This is a genomic window from Pseudomonas sp. NFACC45, assembly GCF_900113505.1.
Taxonomy (GTDB): Bacteria; Pseudomonadota; Gammaproteobacteria; order Pseudomonadales; family Pseudomonadaceae; genus Aquipseudomonas; species Aquipseudomonas tehranensis.
The window spans coordinates 164508-190953 of record NZ_FOPO01000008.1; the positions used below are offsets into that span (position 1 = coordinate 164508).

Genomic DNA, 26446 nt, shown 5'->3' on the forward strand with positions numbered 1-26446 from the left:
GCCCTGAGGGGCCGGTTTGCGTTTAATGACTACAGGAGCGACAGCATGAGTCAGGATTGGGATGCCGGTCGGCTGGACAGCGACCTTGAGGGTGTAGCGTTCGATACCCTGGCGGTCCGCGCCGGTCAGCACCGCACGCCGGAAGCCGAGCATGGCGATCCGATGTTCTTCACGTCCAGCTACGTGTTCCGTACCGCTGCCGATGCGGCGGCACGGTTTGCTGGCGAGGTGCCGGGCAACGTCTACTCGCGCTACACCAACCCCACCGTGCGGGCTTTCGAAGAGCGCATCGCTGCTCTGGAAGGTGCCGAGCAGGCCGTGGCCACTGCCACTGGCATGGCGGCGATCATGGCCGTGGTCATGAGCTTTTGCAGTGCTGGCGACCACGTGCTGGTGTCGCGCAGTGTCTTCGGCTCGACCATCAGCCTGTTCGAAAAGTACTTCAAGCGTTTCGGCGTGGAAGTCGATTACGTACCCCTGGCGGACTTGTCCGGTTGGGATGCGGCAATCAAGCCCAACACCAAGCTGCTGTTTGTCGAGTCGCCGTCCAATCCCCTGGCCGAGTTGGTGGATATCGCCGCGCTGGCGGAAATCGCCCACGCCAAGGGCGCCATGCTGGTGGTCGATAACTGCTTCTGCACGCCGGCGTTGCAACAGCCGCTGAAGCTGGGTGCCGACGTGGTGGTGCATTCGGCGACCAAGTTCATCGACGGCCAGGGTCGTTGCATGGGCGGCGTGGTGGCTGGTCGTGGCGAGCAAATGAAAGAAGTGGTGGGCTTCCTGCGCACCGCCGGGCCGACCTTGAGTCCGTTCAACGCCTGGATCTTCCTCAAGGGCCTGGAAACCCTCGGCCTGCGTATGAAAGCCCATTGCGCCAACGCCCAATTGCTGGCTGAGTGGCTGGAGCAGCAGGATGGCATCGAGAAAGTGCACTACGCCGGCCTCAAGAGCCATCCGCAACATGACCTGGCCGCGCGTCAGCAGCGCGGTTTCGGTGCGGTGGTGAGCTTCGAGGTCAAAGGGGGCAAGGAGGGCGCCTGGCGCTTCATCGACGCCACCCGGTTGATTTCCATCACCGCCAACCTGGGTGACAGCAAAACCACCATCACTCACCCGAGCACCACCTCCCACGGCCGCCTTTCGCCACAGGAGCGTGAAGCAGCGGGCATCCGCGACAGCCTGATCCGTGTCGCGGTCGGTCTGGAGGACGTGGCTGATCTGCAAGCCGATCTGGCCCGTGGGTTGGCCGCCTTGTGATCGAGCTGGCAACGCCGCACGGCGGCACTCACGGCCGGGTAGCTCTGGTGACGGGCGCCGCGCGGGGCATCGGCCTGGGGATTGCCACTTGGCTGATCTGTGAAGGCTGGCAGGTGGTGCTGACTGACCTGGATCGTGAGCGCGGCTCCAAGGTCGCCAAGACGCTGGGGGAGAACGCCTGGTTCATCACCATGGACGTGGCGGACGAGACGCAAGTCGCCACGGGAATCGCCGAGGTGTTGGGCCAGTTTGGGCGGCTTGACGCGCTGGTGTGCAACGCGGCCATCGCCGATCCCCATAACATCACCCTGGAAAGCCTGGATCTGGCTTACTGGAATCGGGTCCTGGCGGTGAACCTGGGTGGTCCCATGCTGCTGGCCAAGCATTGTGCGCCTTATCTGCGTGCTCACAATGGCGCCATCGTCAACCTGGCTTCGACCCGTGCCGCGCAATCAGAACCCGACACCGAAGCCTATGCGGCGAGCAAGGGCGGCTTGCTCGCCCTGACCCACGCCTTGGCGATCAGTCTTGGCCCGGAAATCCGAGTCAACGCTGTCAGCCCTGGCTGGATCGACGCACGGGACCCGTCCCAGCGTCGCGCGCAGCCGCTCACCGATGCCGACCATGCCCAGCATCCGGCGGGCAGGGTCGGCACGGTGGAGGACGTCGCGGCCATGGTGGCGTGGCTGTTGTCGCGCAACGCCGGTTTTGTCACGGGCCAGGAGTTCGTGGTGGATGGCGGTATGACCAAGAAAATGATTTATGAGTGAGGAGCAGCTGCAAGGGGCGAGCGATTATGCGGTGTTGGCGCCTTTAAGTTGCAGCTTGAAGCTTGCCGCTCAAAAGCTGTTTTTGAAAAAAACTCAACCCTGCTATTGACTTAGCTTCGGTACCTGCGTAAATTTCGCGGCCTCAACGAAGCAAAGGGTGATTAGCTCAGCTGGGAGAGCGTCTGCCTTACAAGCAGAATGTCGGCGGTTCGATCCCGTCATCACCCACCATGTTTTACGAGAGTTTTGCGAAAGCAAGACGGAAGCTGTCAAAAGCCTCCACCGACGCGCAGCGGTAGTTCAGTCGGTTAGAATACCGGCCTGTCACGCCGGGGGTCGCGGGTTCGAGTCCCGTCCGCTGCGCCATATTTTCCGAAGCAGGTTTACCTGGTTCGAGATTCAAGCCCCAGGGTTTGGGTCAGACGAGTTAACTGGACGCAAGTCCACAGCGATACGCAGCGGTAGTTCAGTCGGTTAGAATACCGGCCTGTCACGCCGGGGGTCGCGGGTTCGAGTCCCGTCCGCTGCGCCATATCTGCTTCGAGGCCCACTGAACGCCTTGAAGCTAAGAAGAAGGTTGAAAAGCCAGCTTCTAGTCGATAGCAAAAACCCTGGTCGAAAGACCGGGGTTTTTTGTTTTTGGGATAACGATAGTGGAGCAGGCCTGTGGCGAGGGAGCTTGCTGTGGCGAGGGGATTTATCCCCGCAGGGCTGCGAAGCAGCCCCTTATTGTTGGCGGCTTCAGAACCCCAATTTATCCCGCAACCCGTAATACCAAGCCCCCATCGCCGCAAACGGCGTGCGCAATAACTGACCGCCGGGGAAAGGGTAGTGCGGCAGGTCCGCAAACGCATCAAAACGCTCAGCCTGGCCACGCAGCGCCTCGGCCAAGACCTTGCCCGCCAGGTGCGTGTACGTCACGCCATGGCCGCTGCAGCCTTGGGAATAATAGATGTTGTCTCCCAGGCGTCCGACCTGCGGAAGCCGCGATAACGTCAGCAGGAAATTTCCGGTCCAGGCGTAATCAATCTTCACGTCTTTGAGCTGCGGGAATGCCTTGAGCATCTTCGGACGAATGATCGCTTCAATGTTCGCTGGATCCCTCGCGCCATACACCACGCCGCCACCGAAGATCAGACGCTTGTCGCCCGTCAGCCGGTAGTAATCGAGCAGGTAGTTGCAGTCTTCGACGCAATAATCCTGAGGCAGCAGGCTATGTGCCAACTCATCGCCCAACGGTTCTGTAGCAATCACCTGAGTGCCGCAAGGCATGGACTTGGCCGCCAGCTCCGGCACCAGATTGCCCAGGTAAGCATTGCCCGCCACGATAATGAACTTGGCCCTGACCTTGCCCTGCGGTGTATGCACCACTGGGCTGGCGCCACGCTCGATGCGCACCGCTGGCGACTGTTCATAAATCATCCCGCCAAGGGACTCCACCGCCGCCGCTTCGCCCAAGGCCAGGTTTAGCGGATGAATATGCCCACCACTCATATCCAGCATTCCGCCTACATACTCCTCGCAGGCCACCACCTCGCGAATACGCCGCTGATCGAGTAACTCAAGCTGGGTATGACCGAAACGCTCCCACAAACGCTTCTGCGACTCCAGGTGGCCCATTTGCTTGGCGGTAAGGGCGGCGAACACTCCGCCATCCTTCAAATCACACTGAATCTGATACTTCGCCACCCGCTCGCGAATGATCCGACTACCCTCGAACGCCATATTGCCCAGCAACTGCGCCTGCCGAGGCCCGACACTGCGCTCGATCACATCAATGTCGCGGCTATAACTGTTAACGATCTGCCCGCCATTACGACCCGAAGCCCCAAAGCCGACCTTTGCCGCCTCAAGCACCGTGACCTTGAAGCCGTTCTCCAGCAGAAACAGCGCAGAGGACAGGCCGGTGTAACCAGCGCCGATCACGCAAACATCCGTTTCGACATCATCCTGCAGGGCAGGGCGAGCTGGAACCGGATTGGCCGACGCGGCGTAATAAGACTCTGGATACGGTGTGTTCGCCATTCTGCAACCTCTGTTTTATATTTTTTACGAATGTGCCGATCCTACCCGAGATAAAAATCAGCCGCCAGCCACCGCCAAATCTTCGCCGCTTTGGTGAAATTAAATATTTTGCATATTCATAGGGTTAGGTGAAAAAAAGGTATTGACACCCCTTTGGAATTCCGTAGAATGCCGCCTCACAGCAGGCACGTAGCTCAGTTGGTTAGAGCACCACCTTGACATGGTGGGGGTCGTTGGTTCGAGTCCAATCGCGCCTACCAAACAAAATCCGCTCTGCTGGGCGGTCTAGAAGGGTCAACCGAAAGGTTGGCCCTTTTTTGTTGTCTGTGTCCCGTCCTGAATAAGGTTTACACCTTCTGATCCGTTTCAGGAGGGCGTAAATGAAATCAGCAAAAAGGCGTAGTCAGCGCGACTACACGCTGATCTTTAAATTGTCGGTGTCTAGTCCTGAAACAGGTTTACACCTGTTTCAGGACTAGACACTGGAATTCAAGCAGAACGTTCACAAAATATAGGGTTCGTTCACACTGAGCAATGTGAACGGGCGATCGAGCGGCGTTGACGGTATGAAACTACTGGCCAGAAGTTGAGGCTTCACGCATTTGGTCTAAGTAAAACTCTCGACCACGGTGGGTCAGATTAATGTACTCGTAGCCCATGGTGTCCGTTGCACCAGTAATCAGCTGATACCCCCCTAAAACGTCGAGTGCGTGGTGGGTGGTGATTCTTGGTAGGCGGGTGTGCTCAAGCAAGTCACTGAACGTAAGGTTCTCCCCTCGATTGACCGAGCTCCCCACGCACAGGAACACCTGCATTTGTTCATTACTCAAGGGGTGTGATTTGACGTCTTCTTCTGCGTCCGGCTCGTATCGTGCGTAGATGAGGATCAGCATAAGTATCGTCAGTAATGTAGTAACTAGCAGCAGCAATAGAAACCAGACCGGTATCGAGACGTCACGCGAGAGCCACGCTCCGAGCGTCGTGAGCCAACTCCACAGCCCATCAATCGCTGGGCTGAACATCGATAAATTCATTTGTGTCTCAACCCGCTTCGTTATCGGCACGGCGGCTATCGTGGCTACTATCCACCAGAATACCTTCATCACTGTTTTCCATCTGGTCTTTTCAGTAGTGTCCGTAGCTCGCATTTCTTCACCTGTCCTCGCTCGATGTTTTGGATGGTAACCGCCACATTCGCCTGAAAGCCAGCCAGAACGGCGCATCCAAGGAACACAACTCTTGGAGTTTTGCTGAGCGTGGCTATACTGTTTTTATATACAGTATCCGGCGTGCGATGCGATGCGATGGAAGATGATGTGATCGACGACAGCGGATTTGACTTGGGGTTGCCCAGCCGGGAAGAGATGCTGGAGCACCAGTGTGATCTGCTCTGTGCTGAGCTGGAGACTAGCCGGTGTGACCTGCGGAAGGCCCACAAGAATATCGCCGGGCTGATAGTGATGTACCGTGATAGCTCGACTGAGTTGGCTGCGTTGAAGGTTGAGCATGACAGGCTCAAAAAGACGCTGAGTGATATGGACACCAAGGGGCGAGAGCAGGAGCCTTTGCGGATGGGCTACGCTTACGAGGATTACTCGAAGGTCAAAACATAGCTTGTTGGTGGGATGTGGACCCACGATGGGATAACTGGCCCTGAATATAGGTTCCAAGATGACTACAGAGCGTTGCAAGTGCGGTAGGTGTGAGTCCATCCTCGAAATCCGCAAAATCAAACTGCCTGTTAGGGACAAGGACGATCTCTACTGTCCGGTGTGCGGAGATCACATCAAGAGCTGGAATGAAGCGAAGATGTGGACGGCTACAGTGATTGAGCGAGCAGAGAAGCATCTGGGTAAGTAGCTAAAAAGGTTCGTGATAAAGGAATGGCAGGGGAGAACGCACATGTGAACCCATGGATTAGGGCTCTGTCACTGGCTGGTGCATCAGCGAGCAACGGTGCAGTGACCTTTAAAGGCTACATATGATCATGGCGGGCCTTGGGTTGGGTGGGTGCTCGCGACATTCTTCATGGCGGGGCTGCTGATAGGTTTCACTGCGAGAGGACTGGTTCGGCGTTTGAGCGTCAGTTTGAGTCACTTTCGCGAAATCGCGGATGACGAATGTTGCCGGTATGTGCCGTGTATTTCGTCTAGCTGCCCATGACCTACAACCTTCCGTTCTCCTGCTTACCATTTGGATTCTTGGCTGCTGTTATAGCGAGCATCATCATCCTTAACTGACGAAGGTGACTTGCCAAGTCGCTTCGCTAGGCGCGCCTCAATCGCATAATCGCGTCTGTGATCGCTATAGCGTTTCTGTCCAGTGTTTCCAGTGCTGCCACAGCATTAGGGCGACGCTTTCGCTTCCATGGTCGGCTGGCCACCTCGTCGCCTCGTCGCCTCTTCCAGCCAGCGGCCAAGGCGTGCTGGTTGTGCAGGAGCAGCGTTAAGGCATCTGCCGTCGCTATCTGTGCTTCTTGGTTATCTGGCATCTCTGTCTTCCGCAGTAATGGTTGCGACAATGGACTAAGGGGGTAACTAATTGCTTCTACTCTTCATCAGTCGATGCCATATATAACTTGGGCGCTTCTTCTTAAGTTGTAATTCCCGCCATGCCGGGAGGCTTTCGCTCAGGCCTTGTGCTGCCGATATAGCTAGCGAGGAAGCAAGCGGGATCACTGAACCAGTACATATCGCTAGGCTCAAACCGCAAAAAGAAGTTAGAGTGCCTTTGACGATTCCAGAACTGATTTGACCGATGGTGCTACGAATATCATCCACTTGAGGCATAATTTCCTTCTCAAATAGGAGGCGAGACTTCTTCGCAAAGTCTTCTTCATTAATGCCGTGAAGTTCTTCGCTTACCGCCGTAATCGAGTTGTTGAAGCGTTCAAAAGCTTCTGGGTGTCTGTTGCGTAACTCTATAATTGTGTTGGGAGATTCTATATTTATAAACCGGTCATTGAGATTCAGAAACTTTACACATGGTTCGATTTTTTGTGCGCCTTTTGCATTTGATAGTGAAAGTAAGGTGGATTCAAACTCTGACTCAGTTATGTAAGTGTGTCCCAGGTTTTGAGCTAAAGCGACTTGATTGCTTATGGCTTTCAGTCGGGCCATGACTGCTTGGTTAGTGGCTTGGTAAGCCCACTGATTAAATTTTTCTTTTGGTAGCGCTCCATCTTTATCCCAGTATTGTCTGGCTGTCAGCCTTCCGTTAATTTCTTTCGCATCCTCAAGTGTAGTGAATTTGAATAACCCAACACCTGAGTAAAGTTGATCGTTCTTAAATCCAACATTAAGTGCCGTTCTTCGTTTGACGCTCGCGTCTTCTCTCATGAGCAGCATTCGTCCTTCGCTATCCATTGTCACCGACTTCAATACCGCGTTCGAGTGTGCGAAGTCATGGATCGCTGGAGATATTGAAGATCTAAAGGAGTCGTCTGAGTAAAGTAAGGGGATCTCGTCAGTAGGGCGTTCATAATAATCTATAGGGTAGATGGTTACGAAGCCTGCTCTTATAAGTGGGTGAAGCCAGCTATAAAACTCAAGTCCCGCTTGTAGATCTGCAATGCTTATGTTTGGCCGAGAAGAAACCAATGGATCATTTAGGACTATCTTGTTGTAAGTAAGTAGGGAGGAAAGCGTGTTCTGCTGTGAGTATTTTGAAGACCACGTGCTAAATTGTGCGTTGAGCATCGAATCTGATGGGTGTTTTTCAACCTCGGTATAGATACTTCCTTGTCTCGCTATGACGAAGTGCGTATAACGCCGCGAAAGCTCTTCACTGGAGACCTTGCCCAAGTCGATGATCTTACCGTTGACTTTAAGCAGCTCGCATTCAATAAGTAAGTCCAGTGCTTGATTGCTCATCGTTCCCTCGTGAAGTAGCGCATTTGATGATGCTGACTATGCTGCCCAGTATAGCTTGGGATAATGGAATGGCTTCCAAGGCTGCTTCGATACCCTAGCACTCGATTTTTTTCAGATGTTATGTGGTCGGGGAGTACTTTGCTTTCAACCCCACGAGGTAAATATCGCTGGTAGGGGGATAAACAAGGTTTTGGGGGCGGTCCTTAACACCGCTTCCGCATCAGCCTCCTCTCGATGGCTACGATTCCAAAATATCGAGGCCATGAAAAAGCCGCCAGGAGACGGCCAGTCAGGTGCGTGGTCCCACAGGGGATTACAGATCCGGAGCAGGGGCAGCTTCGCCCGCTAAACCGTGGTCGTGCTGCACTCCAGTAAGCAGGCTATTTTGCGGATACTTTTACCATCAGCCAGAAGGGAACCGGGGGACGAAACGGGGGACAGACCACGATATGAGACAGGTGGGTGATTCGAGACGAAGAGTCGTGGTCTGTCCCAGTTTCACATGTCACCAGTTTCACAATCCTGATGCCCCTTGGGAAAACGGCTGCCTACACTGGACTAGCTCACTAATCAAAGGATATGCAATGCTCATCGTCTTCAGCGGCCTTCCCGGCACCGGAAAAACCACTATCGCCAATGATCTCGCCGCTACAACAGGCGCCGTGTACCTGCGGATCGATACGATTGAGCAGGCGATTCGAAACTCGGGCGCGCTTGCGCAAGATGTGGGACGCAGTGGTTACATGGTCGCCAATGAGCTTGCGCTCAGTAATCTTCGTTTGGGTCGCACGATCATCGTTGATGGTGTCAATCCCGTCCTCGAAAGCCGAATCGCGTGGAGCGAAATCGCCTTACAGGCGGGTCGTCGATTGGCAAACATCCAAGTGATTTGCTCCGATAAAGATGAACATCGACGCCGGGTCGAAACAAGGACGGTTGATATTCCCGGGCTGACTCCACCCACCTGGCAGTCGGTACTGGATCATGAGTATGAGCCGTGGGATGAAGCTCCGTTTTGTATAGACACAGCCTTGGTCTCTCCGGTGCAAGCGGTCTCGATGATCATCGACCGATTCCTGTCCAATGAGTAACGTCGGCGCGCCAGTGGCATTGAGGAAAATACCTACGCGAACCTCGGAAACCGGCGCATTGCCGCACCAATGAGTGGGGCTTATTGTCTTTCTGTCGCCCAATGGCGATTCGGGTTTGGCGACTCGATTGAATGAAGTACTCCTTTTCATCGAATTGAGGTACTACCCATGACCCGATACATGCCCATCACCGGCATCGACTTCATCCCCGCAACCCTGCTCATCGACACCGAAGCCCCTCTAGACGTCCTGTTCGAAACCGCCGATTACCGCATCCGCACTGTGACCCAAGTCTTGGAAAATATCGCGTTTCGCTCGGACATCACCTCAGACACGGTGGTGCTGACTGACTTTTGTAAATTGCTGACCACATCGTTACGCGATGGTTGTGATGTCATGGATGTGATTGGAAGACGATTGCGGGCGCAGGCGGCAGAGTAATGAAGACGGGCGACTTATAAGTCGCCCGTTTCATAAGAGGAAAACGGGGACAGACTACGACTATGAGACGGTCCTATTACAAGTGAATTCAAATCGTGCTCTGTCCCCGGTCTCCGGTGTCTAGTCCGTTCGTCAGGCCGGTGAATGATTAGCTGCATGCCCAGGCTGCGCATGAAGATCAATGCCGAGTGCATGAATGACCTTGAGTACGGTATCGAATCTCGGCTTTGATCCGGGTGCGAACGCCTTGTACAGGCTTTCTCGTCCCATGCCAGAGTCCTTAGCGATCTGCGCCATGCCTCGGGCCTTGGCTACATAGCCGATCGCTCGGAGAAACTCCTCGCTATCACCGTCAGCCAGCACTTGAGAAAGGTACTCACTGATTGCTTCGTCGCTATCGAGTAGTGCTGCCATGTCAAATGTTGTCAGGTGTTGGCTCATGCTCAAATCTCCTTTGCCAATTTCTTTGCTCGCCGGATATCAGCATTCTGTGGAAACGGGGACAGTCCACGATTATGGGATGGGCTGATTATCGGGAGAACGAGGACAGACCACGACATCAGACGGCTGAGTGATCCGAGACGAAGAATCGCGGTATTTCCCCAGTTTTACCACGATCCCTTTGGCGACGGACAAGCCCTTTTATTCGGCTCGTAGTGGCGAAGTAATGGTGCTAAATTCTGCACCTTCAGCATGTTTGGATCACCTGACGAGGCTGGGAGATATAGGCATTACGATCTACTCGCATCGGTCAGCCAAATCGGCGAAGTACAGAAACTCACAATCACAGGAAGTGGACCATGAAAATCATCACCCTGGTACTGGCAGCCGTTCTTGCAGTCACTTCTATATCCGCAATCGCCCATGGTGGCCGTACGGACAAGCAGGGCTGTCATAACGACAAGAAAGCGGGAACACGCCACTGCCACTGAGCCGAACTGCGCCGGGATCAGTTTTCAGTTTCCCGCTCCCGATCCAGACTCCGGTTTTCTGTACCTGCCGTTCATCCATTGCTCGGCACTTGCAGTGCCCCGGCCTCTCTCATGTTTAAGCGTGCAAATTCCTCACGTCAGAACGGAGAGCCAGCATGGAAATCGACGAGAATGCTCCTGGGAACAAATCTCAGCAGGACGTAACGCGCGGCACGGATAACGAAGCAGGTCACGATCCCAAGAAGGACGGCCCCGAGGTTCCGTTGCCGGCGGATGATGAGGCTCCTATCGAGGAGGATATGTCTGATGTGGATGCCGCCGATTCGGTGGCCAGTGAACATCCCGACGCTTAGCTTTTGTCCTTGCTGATTTATGTCAAAAGCGGGCGACTTATGAGTCGCCCGTTTTTTGTAGGTCTCAGTTTCTAAAAGCAAGGACTCGGTCCGATCGTCTACCGCTTGCGGGGACATCAATCCGGGGACCCGCTTGATCTTGCACGAATAAATGATGCTGGTATGGTGGCGCCTCGTTTAAATCAGCGTTCTAGAGGGATCTTCTATGCACTCATTTTTCGCCAAGACCTTTGGGGGTCTTACTACCAGCTATTACATCCGCCAGTTCCTGTTCGGGTTGGTGTTCGCTGCGATGATCATCTCCCTGGCGGCCAATGGCCCTGGGGGAATCGGCGCGAAGCCTGGGCTGATTGTGTTGGCGGTCATCAACACATTGCTCTATCCGTATTCTCGGTTCGTCTACGAAAGTGTTGTTGGCTACATCATGGGCAACAATGTGTTCTTCGTGAATGCACTGTTCATGTTGATCGTGAAGGTTTTCACCATGGCCATGTGCTGGTCGTTGGCGATTTTCGTAGCACCGGTGGGGCTGGCGTATCTGTTCTGGCGCAACAGCCGGTCCGCCGTCGAATAACCCGGCAGTTCAGCGCAGTTGCAGTACAACTGGCGAGAATCGCTAAAGGAAGCCCTACCTTGAATCGTAGGGCTCACCCATTACTTCTTTGGTAATAGGTCCTGTCCTGTGACCTCGGTTGTTCAAGCCACGCAGCAATATTCAAAAGAGGTCATCTCTTGTCGAACGTAGAGCCCCACCTGCACGAGCTAAAGCTGACGCACATCTACGATGGCTTCAAACAGCTAATTCCTCTCGCTCTTTTCGTCATCGTATTCGGTGTGGCCTTCGGCTTGGCCGCTGCGCAAACAGGCTTAAGTAATACGTCGGCCGTGCTCATGAGTACGCTGGTATTCGCCGGCGCTTCTCAATTTGCCGCGCTGGATTTATGGGGCCAACAGGTCCCGGTCGTTCCGCTGATGATCACCGTTTTCGCCATCAACGCCCGGCATCTGTTGATGGGGGCCACGCTTTACCCTTGGCTACGGGAGCTGCCGGTTGCCAAGCGCTACGGTGTAATGCTGGTGGTGTCGGACGCCAACTGGGCCATGGCGATGCAAGCGTTCAGCCGTGGAAAACCTGGGCTGGGGCTTTTATTTGGCGGTGGCATCGCGCTCTGGGTCGCCTGGATCCTGGGCAGTTGGCTGGGGCTGCACTTTGGCAGCGCCATTGAAGACCCCGTCAGTTTCGGGCTCGACATGGTGATGGGGTGTTTCTTGCTGGCGATGGTCGTGGGCGGGAAGAAGAACCTGCGCATGTTCATTATCTGGACCGTGGCGGCCTGCTCATCGCTATTGGCCTACTGGTACTTGCCGGCCAACAGTCATGTCGTGGTAGGCGCTTTGGCGGGGGGCATTCTGGGCGCGCTGTGGATGGAGAAACAACAATGAATATCGACACGGCGGGTTACGGCACGTTGATTGTCATAGTGATCATGGCCATCGTGACGTTGGCGACCCGCTGGGGCGGTGTTTTCGTGATGTCGTTCGTGCCGATCAACTATCGGGTACAGCAATTCATCACGGCAATGTCCGGCTCGGTATTGGTGGCCGTGCTTGCCCCGTTGGCGATCAAGGGTGACAACGGCGCGCGCCTGGCTTTGCTGACCACCGCAATCATCATGGTGATAGTGAAGAAACCGCTGCCGGCAATTGCGGCCGGGATACTTGCAGCCGCTTTAGTCAGGCAGTTCTGAAACCATGTCGCCCGCTCACAAGCGGGCGATCAATTGCAATCAACACAGGTCAGAAGTTCAGGGCCAATGCCTCCCCAAACGAGTGGTCCTGAACGCCGGTCATGAAGTGCAGTGGCATCTTCTGTTTCGCCTCGACCGGCGCAATGTCAAAACCACCGACTATTTGACCGTGAAGTGCACGCAGCCGTATCGACTCTTCTTCCTTTGCCTTTGCCATTCTCGCGTGGTTCGCTGCGATTTCATTGAGAGTTGACACGGTACATCTCCGGTGACTGACCTGCAGTGATAAGACGGCCGCCGCGTCAGGGTTACGTCGCCCCAGGGCTGCCATGACAAGTCGGTGCAAACCCTGAGCCAGACGTGGCGGCGAAATGCGCGTCACCTTCCATTAGCGACGAATGGTTCGCACTGGGAAACTCTAACCGCCCACAGATGAATATTTAAAGACGCGGGCGACTTCTCAAGCGTCCGTATCGGCGCCGTAGCCGTCCGGCAGGCCTGCCGTCTTGCTGAAGACCACCACCACTGAAATGCCGATCACGCTGGTGGCGAACGCCAGCAGTAGAATCACCCGATGCGTTCCAACAGGCGCAGCAAGCACCGCGACCAGCAAGCCCGCCAGCGGTTGCGAGAGGTTGTTGAGTAGCGTAATGACACCGACCGTCTTGCCGAAATCCTTGGGTGGAATGACTTGTTGGCGCAACGTGCGGAAGTAGACGTTGAACATCTTGTCGAACCCGACGATCAGCAGGAAACCAATGACATAACCCCCGATGTTCGGACTGAGTGCGGTGATGAAGGCTCCTGCGGTAATCAATGTATAGGACACCGCTCCGAGGACGTTCAAGGGCAAGCTCACCCGCGCCAGAAAGAACAGGATGATGATGGTGGTGACCGCCCCGGCTGCCTGTAGTCCGGCGTAAGAGTCCTTCCCTGCGGCGTACTCGCCAATCATCATGGCCGCCGAGGTGGCGAGGGTGACGCCGATGATCAGGTTGACCCCTACGGCCAGGCCAATGATTTTTTTCAGCTCGGCCAGGTTGCGGATGTGGCCGAAGGCAATGCGCAGCGGGTTCAGCCAGACGTCGTGATGTTGCTCGAAAGTTTGCAGTGTGACCGCGCTGGTACGCTGCCAGAACAGCATCGCCAGGTCCGCCAGCAGGAACAGTACGGCAATCGCCAGCACCACCCAGTGCCAGGCCCATACTTCCAGCATCAGCGCAGCGATCAGCGGGCCCAGCACCAGCCCGGTCTGGTCGGCGATCTGTGAGTACGACAAGGTCTTGGTGTAGGTGTAGTGCTTGAAGATGTAAGGCATCACCACTTCGCGGGCCATGATGCCCTGGGTGGTCAATACACCGCAGACCGCCGAGAGGGCGACGATCCAATAGATGCCGCCAAACATCATGAAGAGCACTACGGCGGCGATGCACATCACGGCGCGATAAACCTGGCTGATGTGCAGGATTCGAATGGGCGGGAACTTGTCGCACAGTGCGCCGCAGATCGGGAACGACAGAAAACGCGGCAGGGACTCGACAAAGAAAGCCAAGCCCGCCCAGGAGACGCTGTGGGTGGTCTGGAAAACAATCAGCGGGACGATGAACAGCAGTATCTGGTCGGCTAGTCGTGAGAGGAACATTGAAATGAAAAAGGCCAGGTAATCCTTGCGCATGGGGCTCCTTGAAAACGTCGTTGTACGGTACTGGGCTTCGCTGTCAGCGCGCAGCATGATATGGAACTAATATCACCGCTAGCCTCTATATTCACAGGGATGTTCCCTTTTCAGTGAGAACCACCATGTTCAAATCGCGCTCGTTGATTGTTGCGGTTACCTGCTTCGCCCTCGTGGCAGGTTCTACCGCTGTTGTGGCGAACCCGGGTAACGACAAGGGGAACGCCAAATTCGATCAAGGTCAGGGTCAGGGACAAGGAGGCAAAGGCGGGCAGGGCAACAAGGGCGGTCAAGGCAACCCAGGAAACAACCCTGGAAACAGTCAGGGCGGCAAAGGTAACCAGGGCGGCAAGGGCAACCCATCGGGTGGCGGTGGCGATTGGCACAACGGCCCCAGCATCGACCGCGGCGGCATTCTCGGCCTGGTGAGCGGCCACCGTGATTATTGGAGCCCCGGCCCACCCTTGCCGCCGGGTATCCAGAAAAACCTTGCCCGAGGCAAGCCGTTGCCACCGGGCATTGCCAAGAAGCTGGATGGCCGGCTACTGGGGCGCTTGCCGCACTATGACGGTTATGAATGGCAGCAGGTGGGCACGGACCTGATTCTGGTGGCAATCGCCACAGGCATCATTTATGAAGTGCTCAACGGCGCGTTCGACTAAAGCGTCAATGGAATCAATAGCAGCCTCATTCGCAGTGATGCCGAACAGTTAAGCGAAACGCCTGTGGGAGCGGGCTTGCTCCCACAGGTTGTGCATCAGCTTTCAAGTTGCCGCAAGCGTTTGTACAAGGTGTTGCGGCTGACCCCCAGCCGTCGCGCCAGGTGCGAAATGTTCCCGCCCACCGCCTGCAACTGGCGGTTCAGGTCCTCGATATCGTTCAGGTCCACCGTCAGCGGCTCCGGTGTTTCCACCGGTTCCATTTCAAGATCAATGAAGAAGTCGTCCGGCAGATGTTCCGGGCGGATCGGCTGCTCCTCGGCCATCGCCAGGGCCACTTGCAGCACGCTGCTGACCTGGCGCAGGTTGCCTGGCCATGGATGGCGTTCGAACAGATCCAGCACTTCGCGGCTCAGGCCGGCCCATTGCGTGGGTTCGCGGTGCTGTTCCCAAAGGCGTTTGAACAGGGCCTGTTTGTCACTGCGTTCACGCAGGGGCGGCAGTTCCAGGGTCAGGCCGCCGATGCGGTAGTAGAGGTCTTCGCGGAACCGACCCAACTGCACTTGTTCGCGTAACAAGCGGTTGGTGGCGGAGATGATGCGAATGTCCACTGGGAACAGCTCGGCGCTGCCCACCGGCTGCACGCAGCGTTCCTGCAATACCCGCAGCAACCGGGCCTGAGTCGGGAGGGGCATGTCACCGATCTCATCGAGGAACAGGGTGCCGCGGTCGGCCTTGCGGATCAGGCCGATACTGCCTTTTTGATTGGCGCCGGTGAAAGCGCCTTTTTCGTAACCGAACAGTTCCGATTCCACCAGCTCGGCGGGGATCGCCGCGCAGTTGACCGCAACGAATGGCTGCTTGCTGCGGGAGCTGGCCTGGTGCAGGGCTTTGACGAACACTTCCTTGCCGACGCCGGTTTCGCCGTGGATCAGCAGTGGAATGTCTTTCTCCAGCAAGCGTTCGGCCTGGCGTACGGCTTTTTCCACGCGGCTGTCGCCCAAGTGCAAGGTATTGAGGCTGATCACGTTCGCGACGGGGGCGGACGAGGGCGTTGACTCGCTGAAGACCCGGGCCTTGACCGTCACCTGTTGCGGGCGTCTGAGCAAACACTGGAAGCGATTGCTCCCCGACGCTTGCAGGGCGAACGGCAAGCCATCGGGCTGGTTCAGCAGCTCCAGCAGCGAAACCTTGAACAGGCTTTCGATGCTCACCCGTGACAGGCGCAGGCCCAGTAGATTGTCGGCGCGGCGGTTGGCGGAAAGCACCTGGCCGGTTTCATCGAAAATCAGCAGCCCGGCCCATTGGCTGTCGAGGTTGTTTAATCCGGTGTTGAAGGTCAGCTGGAAATGTTCACCGCGAAACAGGTTGAGGATCAGCCGGTTTTCCACGGTCTGGCTCATCATCTTGACCATGCCCAGGGTGTGGGAGGGCGGCAGGTAGCTGTCGCTGGAAACGTCCAGCACGGCGATGACCTTGCGCTCGGCGTCGAAGATCGGCGCGGCGGAGCCGGTCATGAAGCGGTTGGCCTTGAGGAAGTGTTCATCGTGTTCGATGTGCACCGCCTGTTCACAGGCCAGCGCAGTGCCGATGGCGTTGGTGCCACTGCAGCGTTCCATCCAGCTCGCCCCGGCGCTGAAGCCATGGGCCAGTTTCGGTTCGATAAAGCGCTGGGTGCCCCAGGAGGTCAGCACTTGGCCCTGGTTGTCGGCCAGCATGATCAGGCAATTGGAGTTGCTCAGGATGTTCTCGTAGTACGGCAGGACTTCTTGGTGGGTGGTCTGCACCAGCGAATGCTGGCTTTCCAGCAACTGGGCAATGCCTTCGGCGGGCAATTGATCGAAGGCAGGCACACTCTGGTGATTCAGGCCAAAGGCGCGGCAGCGGGACCAGGAGGCCTGGATGATGGCTTCGTGGGACAAGGCTGGAGCAGGTGCGGCCATGGGGCACTCTCGCAGATGTTGTTTTTATTGTTGTGATAAGTCTCGCACATCCTCCTTGTGCTGGGGCATGCCTGAATGTCACTTGATACACAAACCCTGTGGGAGCGAGCCTGCTCGCGATAGCGTTGTGTCAGTCACATCAATGCAGCTGATCCACCGCTATCGCGAGCAGGCTCGCTCCCACAAAGTCCGCGTCAGGCCTAGCCGAAAACGTTCATTCAGTGTTGTTCAAATTTGTTCATTGTCAACCGGCAAATTGTTCAGTTGTTCATTCTGGGCTGTTCATTTGTGTTCATCAATGAACGCATTTTTTTGAAGGAATAGAGGAAAATCCAATCTGATCAATGGTTTGTGATTTCTGGCACGGCTTTCGCTTTTAGTCTCGGGTCGCTTGACTCCAAATAATAAAAAGGCCGAGCCATGTCATTAACGCTTGAGCACATTTGTCGCACCGTCGAAGGCCAGACCTGGATCGACGATGCCAACCTGAGTTTCGAACCCGGATCGTTCAATGTTCTGCTGGGCCGCACGCTGTCCGGCAAGACCAGCCTCATGCGCCTGATGGCCGGTCTGGACAAGCCCGATAGCGGTCGCATCCTGATGAACGGCGTCGATGTCACCCAGCGCCCGGTGCGCCTGCGCAACGTGTCGATGGTTTATCAGCAGTTCATCAACTACCCGACCATGACCGTGTTCGAAAACATCGCCTCGCCGCTGCGCCAGGCCGGTGTGTCCAACGAGGTGATCCAGAGCAAGGTGCTGGAAACCGCGAAGATGCTGCGCATTGAGAAGTTCCTGCAGCGTCATCCGCTGGAATTGTCCGGTGGTCAACAGCAGCGCACCGCCATGGCCCGAGCCCTGGTCAAGGACGCCGAACTGATCCTGTTCGATGAGCCCCTGGTGAACCTGGACTACAAGCTGCGTGAGGAACTTCGCCAGGAAATGCGCGAACTGTTCCAGGCCCGTCACACTATCGCCGTCTACGCCACCACCGAACCCAACGAAGCCCTGGCTTTGGGCGGCACCACGACGATTCTGCACGAGGGCCGGGTGATCCAGAGCGGCAAGTCGGCCTCGGTATATCACCAGCCGCAAACCGTACTGGCCGCCGAGCTGTTCTCCGAGCCACCGATCAATCTCATGCCGGGTCGTATCGCCGGCAATGAAGTGAGCTTTGCCAATTTCGTGCACTTTCCGCTGAACGTCGATCTGCGCCCGGTGGGCGAGGGTGAGTTCCGTTTTGGTGTGCGGCCCAGCCATATTTCCCTGGTGCCGAGCAACGACGACGACCTGGAGTTGGCGGTGACCGTCGAGGTGGCCGAGATCAGCGGTTCGGAGACATTCCTGCACGTGCGCAACGAGCATTTCCTGCTGGTGCTGCACTTGTCCGGCGTCCATGAATACGACGTGGATGAGCCGATCCGCATCTACATTCCGACCCACAAACTGTTTGTCTTCGATGCCCAGGGCAAGCTGGTCCAAGCCCCGGGCCAGCGAATTGCGAGGGTTGCCTGATGGCTGAAATTCGTTTGCAGAACCTCGCCCACAGCTACACCAGCACCCCGGCGGGCCCAGAGGATTACGCGATCCGCGAGATGAACCACATCTGGGAGCAGGGCGGCGCCTATGCGTTGCTCGGGCCATCGGGCTGCGGCAAATCCACCTTGCTCAATATCATTTCCGGACTGCTGAGCCCTTCCGAAGGCCAGGTGATGTTCGACAGTAAAGTCGTCAACGAGCTGACCCCGGAGCATCGCAACATTGCCCAGGTGTTCCAGTTCCCGGTGGTGTACGACACCATGACGGTGTTCGACAACCTGGCCTTCCCGCTGCGCAACCAGGGCATGGCCGAAGCGAAAATCCACACCAAGGTGCAGGAAATCGCCGAGGTCCTGGACCTGCAGAACCTGTTGGACAAAAAGGCCCGCAACCTTACCGCCGACGAAAAACAGAAAGTCTCTATGGGCCGCGGGCTGGTGCGCGACGATGTGTCGGCGATCCTGTTCGACGAACCGCTGACGGTGATCGACCCGCACCTGAAGTGGAAGCTGCGGCGCAAGCTCAAGCAGATCCACGAGCAGTTCAACATCACCATGGTCTACGTCACTCACGACCAGTTGGAAGCGTCCACCTTCGCCGACAAGATCGCGGTGATGTATGGCGGCCAGATCGTGCAGTTCGGTACGCCCCGGGAGTTGTTCGAGCGTCCGAGCCACACCTTTGTCGGCTATTTCATCGGCAGCCCGGGGATGAACCTGATCGAGGTCACCGCGCAACCCGGCGGCGTCGGGTTCGCCTCCACCCACTTTCCGCTGTCCGAAACCTTGCAACGCGGTATTGCCCAGGCCGAAGGCAAAAGCCTGAAGGTGGGTATTCGTCCTGAATTTGTCCATGTCTGGGACGGGCCTTACGACGATGCGATGCGGGCCGATGTGGTCCATGTCGAAGACCTGGGCACCTACAAGATCCTCACCCTCAACCTCGATGGCGCGCCGATCAAGGTGCGTCTGGCCGAAGACAAACCGGTGCCCGAAGGCACCGCGTACATCAGTTTTCCGGGCCAATGGCTGATGGTGTATGCCGATGAATACTTGCTGGAACCGTTGAGCGAGGTGCAGCCATGAACAAGGTGCAGAACAACAAGGCCTGGTGGCTGGTGTTGCCGGTGTTCCTGCTGGTGGCGTTCAGTGCGGTGATCCCGATGATGACCGTAGTCAACTATTCGGTGCAGGACATCTTCGACCAGTCCAGTCGCTATTTCGTCGGCGCCGACTGGTACAAACAGGTGCTGCTCGATCCCCGGCTGCACGACTCGCTGCTGCGCCAGTTCATCTACTCGGCGTGCGTGCTGCTGATTGAGATTCCGTTGGGCATCGCCATCGCCCTGACCATGCCCACCAAAGGTAAATGGTCATCCCTGGTGTTGATCATCCTGGCGATTCCGCTGCTGATTCCATGGAACGTGGTGGGCACCATCTGGCAGATTTTCGGCCGCGCCGACATCGGCCTGATGGGGTCCACGCTCAACGCCATGGGCATCAACTACAACTATGCGGCCAACACCATGGACGCCTGGGTCACGGTATTGGTGATGGACGTCTGGCATTGGACGTCCCTGGTGGCGCTGCTCTGCTATTCCGGGTTGCGGGCGATTCCGGACGTGTATTACCAGGCTGCGCGGATCGACCGGGCCTCCAACTGGGCGGTGTTCCGACATATTCAGTTGCCGAAGATGAAGAGTGTGCTGCTGATCGCGGTAATGCTGCGCTTCATGGACAGCTTCATGATCTACACCGAGCCGTTCGTGCTCACCGGCGGCGGGCCGGGTAACGCCACCACGTTCCTGAGCCAGACCCTGACTCAGATGGCTATCGGTCAATTCGACCTGGGCCCGGCGGCAGCGTTTTCCCTGGTGTACTTCCTGATCATTCTGTTGGTGTCGTGGCTGTTCTATACCGCCATGACTCATTCCGACGCCAACCGTTGAGGCCCGCGCCATGAGCAAGAGAAAGCTGATTCCGTTGCTGATCTACATCCTGTTCCTGCTGGTGCCCATCTACTGGCTGCTGAACATGTCGTTCAAGAGCAACACCGAGATCCTCGGCACCCTGACGCTGTGGCCCCAGGATTTCACCTTCCAGAACTACAAGGTGATTTTCACCGACCCGAGCTGGTACACCGGTTACCTGAACTCGCTGTACTACGTCAGCCTGAACACGGTGATTTCCCTGGCTGTGGCGTTGCCGGCGGCCTATGCGTTTTCCCGCTACCGGTTCCTGGGGGACAAACACCTGTTCTTCTGGCTGCTGACCAACCGCATGGCGCCGCCGGCGGTGTTCCTGTTGCCGTTCTTCCAGCTGTATTCGTCCATCGGGCTGTTCGACACCCATATCGCCGTGGCCTTGGCCCACTGCCTGTTCAACGTGCCGCTGGCGGTGTGGATCCTCGAAGGTTTCATGTCCGGGGTGCCGAAAGAAATTGACGAGACCGCCTACATTGACGGCTACAGTTTCCCCAAGTTCTTCGCGAAGATCTTCATCCCGTTGATTGGCTCCGGCATTGGTGTCACGGCGTTTTTCTGCTTCATGTTTTCCTGGGTCGAACTGCTGCTGGCGCGCACGCTCACCTCGGTGAATGCCAAGCCGATCGCGGCGGTCATGACCCGCACAGTCTCGGCATCGGGTATCGATTGGGGCGTGCTGGCGGCGGCGGGGGTGTTGACTATCCTGCCAGGCATGCTGGTGATCTGGTTCGTACGCAACCATGTGGCCAAGGGCTTTGCCCTGGGCCGGGTCTGAGGAGACGATGATGGAATGGATGAACTGGACCGGCCCGACGGCGGCCTTTTTTGGGGTCATTGCCTTGCTGCTGGCAGGCATGACCACGTGGGAACTGCGTTCGCCGAGTATCCCTCGGCGCGGTTTCCTGCCGATTGCCACCACCCGTGGCGATCGGTTGTTTATCGGTCTTCTCGGTAGCGCCTACCTGCATCTGCTGGTGATTGGCGCCACCGACTGGAGCATCTGGATAGCGTTCGCGTTGTCCTTGGTGTGGCTGTTGGCAGTGATGCGGTGGGGCTAAGTGGCCTGTGTGGCTAATTCGTGCAATCGAGTTAACCGTACAGGCCACGTCGAAGGTTCGACGATCAGGCTCTTAAACCCAAACAGGAGGTCTCTATGTTCGATAAAAACAATAAGCTGCGACATAGCGTTTCATTGGCAGCCGTGCTGGCACTCAGCGGGTTGAGCGCTGCGGCCTGGGCCGACGCCTATGAAGACGCGGCGAAAAAATGGATTGGCAGTGAATTCAAGCCGTCTACCCTGACAGCCGAACAGCAGCTCGAAGAGCTCAAGTGGTTCATCAAGGCGTCCGAGCCATTTCGCGGCATGAAAATCAACGTGGTGTCGGAAACCATCGCCACTCACGAATATGAATCCAAGGTGCTGGCCAAGGCCTTCAGGGACATCACCGGGATCGAGCTGACCCACGACCTGTTGCAGGAAGGCGACGTGGTGGAGAAGCTGCAGACCCAGATGCAGTCGGACAAGAACATTTACGACGGTTGGGTCAACGACTCGGACCTGATCGGGACGCACTTTCGCTACGGCAAGACCGAATCGATCACCGATATGATGGCCAACGAAGGCAAGGCCTACACCTCGCCGACCCTGGACCTCAAGGACTTCATCGGCACATCGTTCACCACCGGCCCGGACGGCAAGCTCTATCAACTGCCCGACCAGCAATTCGCCAACCTGTACTGGTTTCGTGCCGACTGGTTCGAGCGGGCGGACCTGAAGGCCAAGTTCAAGGAGAAATACGGCTACGAGCTGGGTGTGCCGGTGAACTGGTCGGCCTACGAGGACATCGCCAAGTTCTTCACCGAAGACGTCAAGGAAATCGACGGCAAGCGCGTCTACGGTCACATGGACTACGGCAAAAAGGATCCCTCCCTGGGCTGGCGCTTCACCGATGCCTGGTTTTCCATGGCCGGTGGCGGCGACAAGGGCCTGCCCAACGGTTTGCCAGTGGACGAGTGGGGGATTCGCGTCGAGAACTGCCATCCGGTCGGCTCCAGCGTGACCCGTGGTGGCGATACCAATGGCCCGGCGGCCGTGTACGCGACCACCAAATACGTGGACTGGATGAAGAAGTACGCGCCACCGGAAGCGGCCGGCATGACCTTCTCCGAATCCGGACCGGTGCCGTCGCAAGGCAACATCGCCCAGCAGATTTTCTGGTACACCGCTTTTACGGCCGACATGACTAAACCGGGCCTGCCGGTGATGAACGCCGATGGCACGCCGAAATGGCGCATGGCGCCGTCGCCGCGCGGACCGTATTGGGAAGAGGGCATGAAGTTGGGGTATCAGGATGTGGGGTCCTGGACGTTCCTCAAATCCACGCCTGAGAAACAGCGGCTTGCCGCCTGGCTCTACGCGCAATTCGTGACGTCCAAGACGGTGTCGCTGAAGAAAACCATTGTGGGTTTGACGCCGATTCGTGAATCGGACATCAATTCCCAAGCCATGACCGACCTGGCGCCTAAACTCGGCGGTCTGGTGGAGTTCTACCGCAGCCCGGCTCGCGTGCAATGGTCCCCGACCGGGACCAACGTGCCGGATTATCCTCGCCTTGCGCAGCTGTGGTGGAGCCACATCGCCGAAGCCGCCAGCGGCGAGAAGACTCCGCAACAGGCTCTTGACGGTTTGGCCAAGGATCAGGACGCGATCATGACCCGTCTGGAGCGCTCCAAGGCCCAGGCCACCTGCGCCCCGAAAATGAACCCCGAGCGCGACGCGCAATACTGGTTCGACCAGCCGGGCGCACCGAAGCCGAAACTGGCCAACGAGAAGCCTAAAGGTGAGACAGTGAGCTACGCCGAGCTGCTGAAATCATGGGAAGCGGCACGTAAATAAAGCTGGATCTGCAATGAAAAAACGGCACCGCAAGGTGCCGTTTTTTTTCGTGCCCGGCTCCAGAGGGCGTCTGAAGTGCACACAACTTCCTGTGGGAGCGAGCCTGCTCGCGATGACGGCAGCACATCCAGCCTGTCTGCAAACTGACCCACCGCTATCGCGAGCAGGCTCGCTCCCACAGGGGGATTGGCGGTAAAGGTGATCAGCCAGCCTTGGCCGCTCTGGTATGAGGTTGTCCGGCCACTGGCGATGGCCCGGCTTTCATCAGGGCATCCAGCGCCTGCCGATAGGTGCTGCCCGCCAGGTTCATGCTGTTGTTGTGCGTCGCGCCTGGCACCAGCAGCAGGCGCTTTGGCTCCTGGGCGGCATTGAACAATTGCTCACTGAAACGCGGCGGGACGTAGCGGTCGGCGGCGCCGTGCACCACCAGCAACGGCATGTTGATCTCGCGAATCTTGTCGATGGAGTCGAACTTCTGCGACAGCAACCAGCGCACCGGCAGGGAAGTGTTGGCCATGGCGGTGGCGACATCGCCCAGGGAGGTGAAAGTGGATTCGATGACCAGACCTCGGGCGGGCACGCGGCTGCCGTCTTTCGCCGCCTTCTGGCCCAGTTCCGCGGCGAGGTCGACGGCGACGGCGCCCCCCAGTGAGTGGCCGTAGATCAGCCGCAGGGCCGGGTCCGGTTGCAGCACTTCAAGACGCTCCCAGGCAATGCGCGCATCTTCATAGACGCTGGCTTCCGACGGCAGATCGCCCTGGCTTTTGCCGAAACCACGGTAATCGATGGCCAGCACCGAAAAGCCCAGGGCCCTTAACTGCCGAATACGAAACAACTGACCGGTCAGGTTCCAGCGCACCCCGTGCAGGTACAGAATCGCCGGCGCGTTCTTGCGTTCAGCCGGCCACCACCAGCCGTGGATACTTTCCCCGGCCTTGAAGCTTTTGGGCTTGAGGTCGAACTCCTGCACGCCGCCCGGCAAGCCGCTGAACCAGGTCGCCGTACCCGGCTCGATGCGAAATACCAGCTCGCGCTCCTTGTGCTGCAACACGCCACAGCCCACCGGCAGCCCGACCACCATCGCGCTCATGCACAGCAAAGCCAGCCAGCGTCGCCCAAGGCGGGAGAGAGGAGTCGAAGACATCGATGCGATTCGCTGCTCAAGATGAAAGCTGCCTTTTAGCAGATTCTGCTCAGAGTACGCAGGGATTTCGGACGGCGTGCCTCGCTGGTGCGACGGTCTTCGGTGACTGAGATGATCTTGTGAGGAGGGAGTAAATCCCCCCACAAGATAAAGCCTTTATGGCAGCGGGGGAATTATGCACTCTCAAGCGGAACTGGCTCAAATCTCCGCTCAGTCTTGCCATACCCCACCTTCGGCACTCCCGCCAGGCGCTGATGCAGCACCTGGGTCAACGAGCAGCCAGGAGCCAGGTAGGCGTCGCCGAAGTCCCCATCCAGTTGCACCGGATGAACAATCACCTCCAGCAAACCATGGTCGGGTGCTGCGGCGTGCTGCAAGTCGGCCGGTGTGCAGACATAGTCAGCCGTCGCGCCGCATAAACGACGCAGGCGGCGGTTGAGCAAGGCCTTGAAGATGCGCTTGGGTACAGTCAGGTTTGCTCCGAGGTTACGCGCCAGGCGAATGGGCACACCTTGGCGCGCAGCGAAGCGCGCGACCTGTTCTCCGATGGGCCAGATGTTGTGCACGTGCTGATGCGAGTCCAGGTGGCTTGGACGCAATCCGTGATCCAGGCAGCGTTGCCATTGCGCCTGAAGTTCGTCCTCTATTGCCGCGATGTCTTTTGAGCCCAGACGTAGGCAAGAGCGTGACAGACTGAAGTCGAACTGGCCGTGTGCATTGCAAAATGCCGGGCGCGACTTTATGGCCTGGCTCAACGGCTGCCCATGGCTGAGATTGAAATGCAGGCCGATGCGCCCTTTGAGCCGGGGCTGTCGGGACTGCACGCACGCCTGTTTGAAGCCCGGCATATTGGCCATTATGGTCGCGGAACTGATTAGGCCTGCTTCGAACGCTCGAACGATTATCGTGTTTTCACTCAAACACAGTCCGAAGTCGTCAGCGTTGATGATCACTTGGTGGGGCATGGGAAATCTCCTTTTCCTTGGGGATAGAAGGTGAGTCTGTTGCGGTGGTTTTTTGGGGAGGGTGTTTGCGAAGCCAGGGTTTAAGACTTTTCCAGAGCCGCAAGGCGAGCCCGAGGATCAGTCCATCGGGTTGCCACGAATAAAAACTCCAACGCCAGTGCTCCAGTTGTCCGGTCATGCGTTCGTGCAATTGATGGCTGGAATTATCGAGACTGACCCGTGACGCATCGATCCACCGCCAGTTTTCGTCCAGCCCCCAGCGGATCCACTCTTCGAGCAACACACGGCCGCTGCCCAGGTCGGCATGCTGCGGCAGGAACGCCAGGTTGTAGTCATACAGTCGCCCCTGGTCCAACAGACCGAGGCGATAGCTTATGCACTCGCCGTTCAGTTCCAGCATCACTATCCGCACCAGGCCTTGGGCGGCGAGGGCGGTGAAGGCGTGATTCATCCACTGACGGCGCCTGGGGTCGGCGAAGATCCCGACACCTTCCTCGCCTTTCCAGCTGGCGGCCTCGACATCGGCAAGCGCCCGCAACAGCTGTCCCATGCTGATAGCGTCCGGCGTCACTCGACGGATTTCGGCGCCGCAAGCGGCGATCCGCTTGCGCGCCCGGCGCAATTTGTAGCGTGGATCGCCGGAAACTTCCTGATGGTCGCTGTCGCTGATCAGGTGCACCGGAACCCGGCAGCTGAGCCGCCGCTCTCCGGTGGAACTCAGTGCCATCCAGGCGCTGAGGACGCTTTGCTCGCCAACCGGTTCCACCACTTCATTGAGTTGCAGCATCGCGTGGGGCACATGCTGACGGATCTGCATCAGCGCCTGGCCCATGCCTTCGGCGTCCAGGCGCGCCATCAGAGCGATGCGGTCGGCCAAGGGGTAACCCAAGTGATGCAATACTCGGAACCGCAGTCCGCTGATACGCTCACGTCCCGAAATCAGGGGCAGGCATAGAGACAGGTCCTGGTCCTGCCAGCCCAGTAGCACATGCAATTGCTGATCGGGCAACAGGGCAAATTCCGCCGCTTGCAGCCAGGCCAGGGTGTTGAACGGTGTTGCGTCGGACACCTGGGTTCGCAGCTGTTCATAAGCTGAAACAGGAAAGTCCGCCGCGCCCAGAGAGCGACACCATTGAAAGCGGATCGCCATGG

27 protein-coding genes and 4 tRNA genes are annotated in these 26446 nt (G+C 57.4%); 21 read left to right on the plus strand and 10 right to left on the minus strand.

Annotated features, from left to right (window positions below; all coding sequences use genetic code 11):
* Window positions 1-45: 45 nt before the first annotated feature.
* The 5 genes from BM132_RS16320 (at window position 46) to BM132_RS16340 (ending at window position 2559) form a co-directional block, all read left to right on the plus strand.
* Window positions 46-1257: an O-succinylhomoserine sulfhydrylase gene (locus tag BM132_RS16320; RefSeq protein WP_092456865.1), complete on the plus strand. Its 1212-nt coding sequence runs from the start codon at window positions 46-48 to the stop codon at window positions 1255-1257.
* A complete protein-coding gene (locus tag BM132_RS16325; protein WP_092400417.1) occupies window positions 1254-2027 on the plus strand; it encodes an SDR family oxidoreductase in 774 nt (257 codons plus the stop codon). Before BM132_RS16320 ends, BM132_RS16325 begins: the two co-directional genes overlap by 4 nt.
* Before the next feature lie 155 nt (window positions 2028-2182).
* A tRNA-Val gene (locus tag BM132_RS16330) sits at window positions 2183-2258 on the plus strand.
* 58 nt (window positions 2259-2316) lie between these two features.
* A tRNA-Asp gene (locus BM132_RS16335) sits at window positions 2317-2393 on the plus strand.
* 89 nt (window positions 2394-2482) lie between these two features.
* Window positions 2483-2559: transfer RNA gene (locus BM132_RS16340), tRNA-Asp, on the plus strand.
* A 209-nt stretch (window positions 2560-2768) separates the two neighbouring features.
* On the opposite strand, the gene BM132_RS16345 is transcribed toward BM132_RS16340, so the two are convergent.
* The gene (locus BM132_RS16345; protein ID WP_092456868.1) at window positions 2769-4052 is read right to left on the minus strand and encodes an NAD(P)/FAD-dependent oxidoreductase; all 1284 of its coding nucleotides are present in this window, start codon (window positions 4050-4052) and stop codon (window positions 2769-2771) included.
* A 183-nt stretch (window positions 4053-4235) separates the two neighbouring features.
* Here BM132_RS16345 and BM132_RS16350 point away from each other — a divergent pair.
* Window positions 4236-4312, plus strand: a tRNA-Val gene (locus BM132_RS16350).
* A gap of 312 nt (window positions 4313-4624) precedes the next feature.
* On the opposite strand, the gene BM132_RS16355 is transcribed toward BM132_RS16350, so the two are convergent.
* Entirely contained in the window at window positions 4625-5155 is a 531-nt protein-coding gene (locus BM132_RS16355) for a hypothetical protein (RefSeq protein ID WP_092456871.1), read from the minus strand.
* 153 nt (window positions 5156-5308) lie between these two features.
* Here BM132_RS16355 and BM132_RS16360 point away from each other — a divergent pair, with 153 nt between their 5' ends.
* On the plus strand, window positions 5309-5665 hold the full coding sequence (locus BM132_RS16360) for a hypothetical protein (RefSeq protein WP_256244272.1): 357 nt from the start codon (window positions 5309-5311) through the stop codon (window positions 5663-5665).
* A gap of 924 nt (window positions 5666-6589) precedes the next feature.
* On the opposite strand, the gene BM132_RS16370 is transcribed toward BM132_RS16360, so the two are convergent.
* Window positions 6590-7924 carry a hypothetical protein gene (locus BM132_RS16370; protein ID WP_092456880.1) on the minus strand — a complete coding sequence of 445 codons (1335 nt, stop codon included), beginning with the start codon at window positions 7922-7924 and terminating at the stop codon, window positions 6590-6592.
* Between the two features lie 584 nt (window positions 7925-8508).
* On the opposite strand from BM132_RS16370, the gene BM132_RS16375 reads away from it, so the two are divergent.
* Entirely contained in the window at window positions 8509-9015 is a 507-nt protein-coding gene (locus BM132_RS16375) for a P-loop nucleotide/nucleoside kinase family protein (protein WP_092456883.1), read from the plus strand.
* A gap of 168 nt (window positions 9016-9183) precedes the next feature.
* Window positions 9184-9456, plus strand: a complete 273-nt coding sequence (locus BM132_RS16380) for a hypothetical protein (RefSeq protein ID WP_092456886.1) — start codon at window positions 9184-9186, stop codon at window positions 9454-9456.
* Between the two features lie 132 nt (window positions 9457-9588).
* Here the strand turns inward: BM132_RS16380 and BM132_RS16385 are convergent, their stop codons facing one another.
* On the minus strand, window positions 9589-9897 hold the full coding sequence (locus tag BM132_RS16385) for an addiction module antidote protein (protein ID WP_038858737.1): 309 nt from the start codon (window positions 9895-9897) through the stop codon (window positions 9589-9591).
* A gap of 359 nt (window positions 9898-10256) precedes the next feature.
* Here BM132_RS16385 and BM132_RS16390 point away from each other — a divergent pair, with 359 nt between their 5' ends.
* From BM132_RS16390 to BM132_RS16410, 5 genes are all read left to right on the plus strand, one after another.
* Window positions 10257-10388 (plus strand): YHYH domain-containing protein, encoded by a 132-nt coding sequence (locus tag BM132_RS16390; protein ID WP_094030742.1) that lies wholly within the window; start codon window positions 10257-10259, stop codon window positions 10386-10388.
* Between the two features lie 155 nt (window positions 10389-10543).
* Window positions 10544-10741 (plus strand): hypothetical protein, encoded by a 198-nt coding sequence (locus BM132_RS16395; RefSeq protein ID WP_092400447.1) that lies wholly within the window; start codon window positions 10544-10546, stop codon window positions 10739-10741.
* 205 nt (window positions 10742-10946) lie between these two features.
* The gene (locus BM132_RS16400) at window positions 10947-11315 is read left to right on the plus strand and encodes a hypothetical protein (RefSeq protein WP_092400449.1); all 369 of its coding nucleotides are present in this window, start codon (window positions 10947-10949) and stop codon (window positions 11313-11315) included.
* Between the two features lie 158 nt (window positions 11316-11473).
* Window positions 11474-12184, plus strand: a complete 711-nt coding sequence (locus BM132_RS16405; RefSeq protein WP_092400451.1) for an AzlC family ABC transporter permease — start codon at window positions 11474-11476, stop codon at window positions 12182-12184.
* Window positions 12181-12489 (plus strand): AzlD family protein, encoded by a 309-nt coding sequence (locus BM132_RS16410; RefSeq protein WP_092456889.1) that lies wholly within the window; start codon window positions 12181-12183, stop codon window positions 12487-12489. The genes BM132_RS16405 and BM132_RS16410 overlap by 4 nt, the downstream gene beginning before the upstream one ends.
* 49 nt (window positions 12490-12538) lie before the next feature.
* Here the strand turns inward: BM132_RS16410 and BM132_RS16415 are convergent, their stop codons facing one another.
* Window positions 12539-12745 (minus strand): hypothetical protein, encoded by a 207-nt coding sequence (locus BM132_RS16415; RefSeq protein ID WP_092400455.1) that lies wholly within the window; start codon window positions 12743-12745, stop codon window positions 12539-12541.
* A 204-nt stretch (window positions 12746-12949) separates the two neighbouring features.
* Entirely contained in the window at window positions 12950-14164 is a 1215-nt protein-coding gene (locus tag BM132_RS16420; RefSeq protein ID WP_092456892.1) for an MFS transporter, read from the minus strand.
* 125 nt (window positions 14165-14289) lie between these two features.
* Between BM132_RS16420 and BM132_RS16425 the strand changes: the two genes are divergently transcribed.
* Window positions 14290-14826 carry an anti-virulence regulator CigR family protein gene (locus BM132_RS16425; protein ID WP_092456895.1) on the plus strand — a complete coding sequence of 179 codons (537 nt, stop codon included), beginning with the start codon at window positions 14290-14292 and terminating at the stop codon, window positions 14824-14826.
* A 95-nt stretch (window positions 14827-14921) separates the two neighbouring features.
* Here the strand turns inward: BM132_RS16425 and BM132_RS16430 are convergent, their stop codons facing one another.
* A complete protein-coding gene (locus tag BM132_RS16430) occupies window positions 14922-16766 on the minus strand; it encodes a sigma-54-dependent Fis family transcriptional regulator (protein WP_092456897.1) in 1845 nt (614 codons plus the stop codon).
* Between the two features lie 420 nt (window positions 16767-17186).
* Here BM132_RS16430 and BM132_RS16435 point away from each other — a divergent pair, with 420 nt between their 5' ends.
* From BM132_RS16435 to BM132_RS16460, 6 genes are all read left to right on the plus strand, one after another.
* Window positions 17187-18281, plus strand: a complete 1095-nt coding sequence (locus BM132_RS16435) for an ABC transporter ATP-binding protein (protein ID WP_047228554.1) — start codon at window positions 17187-17189, stop codon at window positions 18279-18281.
* A complete protein-coding gene (locus BM132_RS16440) occupies window positions 18281-19390 on the plus strand; it encodes an ABC transporter ATP-binding protein (protein ID WP_092400463.1) in 1110 nt (369 codons plus the stop codon). The genes BM132_RS16435 and BM132_RS16440 overlap by 1 nt, the downstream gene beginning before the upstream one ends.
* Window positions 19387-20253 carry a carbohydrate ABC transporter permease gene (locus tag BM132_RS16445; RefSeq protein ID WP_092400465.1) on the plus strand — a complete coding sequence of 289 codons (867 nt, stop codon included), beginning with the start codon at window positions 19387-19389 and terminating at the stop codon, window positions 20251-20253. The genes BM132_RS16440 and BM132_RS16445 overlap by 4 nt, the downstream gene beginning before the upstream one ends.
* A gap of 10 nt (window positions 20254-20263) precedes the next feature.
* On the plus strand, window positions 20264-21064 hold the full coding sequence (locus BM132_RS16450) for a carbohydrate ABC transporter permease (protein WP_047228551.1): 801 nt from the start codon (window positions 20264-20266) through the stop codon (window positions 21062-21064).
* 10 nt (window positions 21065-21074) lie between these two features.
* On the plus strand, window positions 21075-21347 hold the full coding sequence (locus tag BM132_RS16455) for a DUF2160 domain-containing protein (protein WP_047228550.1): 273 nt from the start codon (window positions 21075-21077) through the stop codon (window positions 21345-21347).
* A gap of 95 nt (window positions 21348-21442) precedes the next feature.
* Window positions 21443-23185, plus strand: coding sequence for an ABC transporter substrate-binding protein (locus tag BM132_RS16460; RefSeq protein ID WP_092400469.1), 1743 nt, complete (start codon window positions 21443-21445; stop codon window positions 23183-23185).
* Between the two features lie 202 nt (window positions 23186-23387).
* Here the strand turns inward: BM132_RS16460 and BM132_RS16465 are convergent, their stop codons facing one another.
* The 3 genes from BM132_RS16465 to BM132_RS16475 form a co-directional block, all read right to left on the minus strand.
* Window positions 23388-24329, minus strand: coding sequence for an alpha/beta hydrolase (locus BM132_RS16465; protein WP_092456900.1), 942 nt, complete (start codon window positions 24327-24329; stop codon window positions 23388-23390).
* Window positions 24330-24502: 173 nt separating this feature from the next.
* Complete coding sequence (locus tag BM132_RS16470) at window positions 24503-25294, minus strand: carbohydrate deacetylase (protein WP_092456903.1); 792 nt, start codon at window positions 25292-25294, stop codon at window positions 24503-24505.
* Complete coding sequence (locus BM132_RS16475) at window positions 25266-26444, minus strand: GNAT family N-acetyltransferase (RefSeq protein WP_092400473.1); 1179 nt, start codon at window positions 26442-26444, stop codon at window positions 25266-25268. Before BM132_RS16475 ends, BM132_RS16470 begins: the two co-directional genes overlap by 29 nt.
* Window positions 26445-26446: the final 2 nt, after the last annotated feature.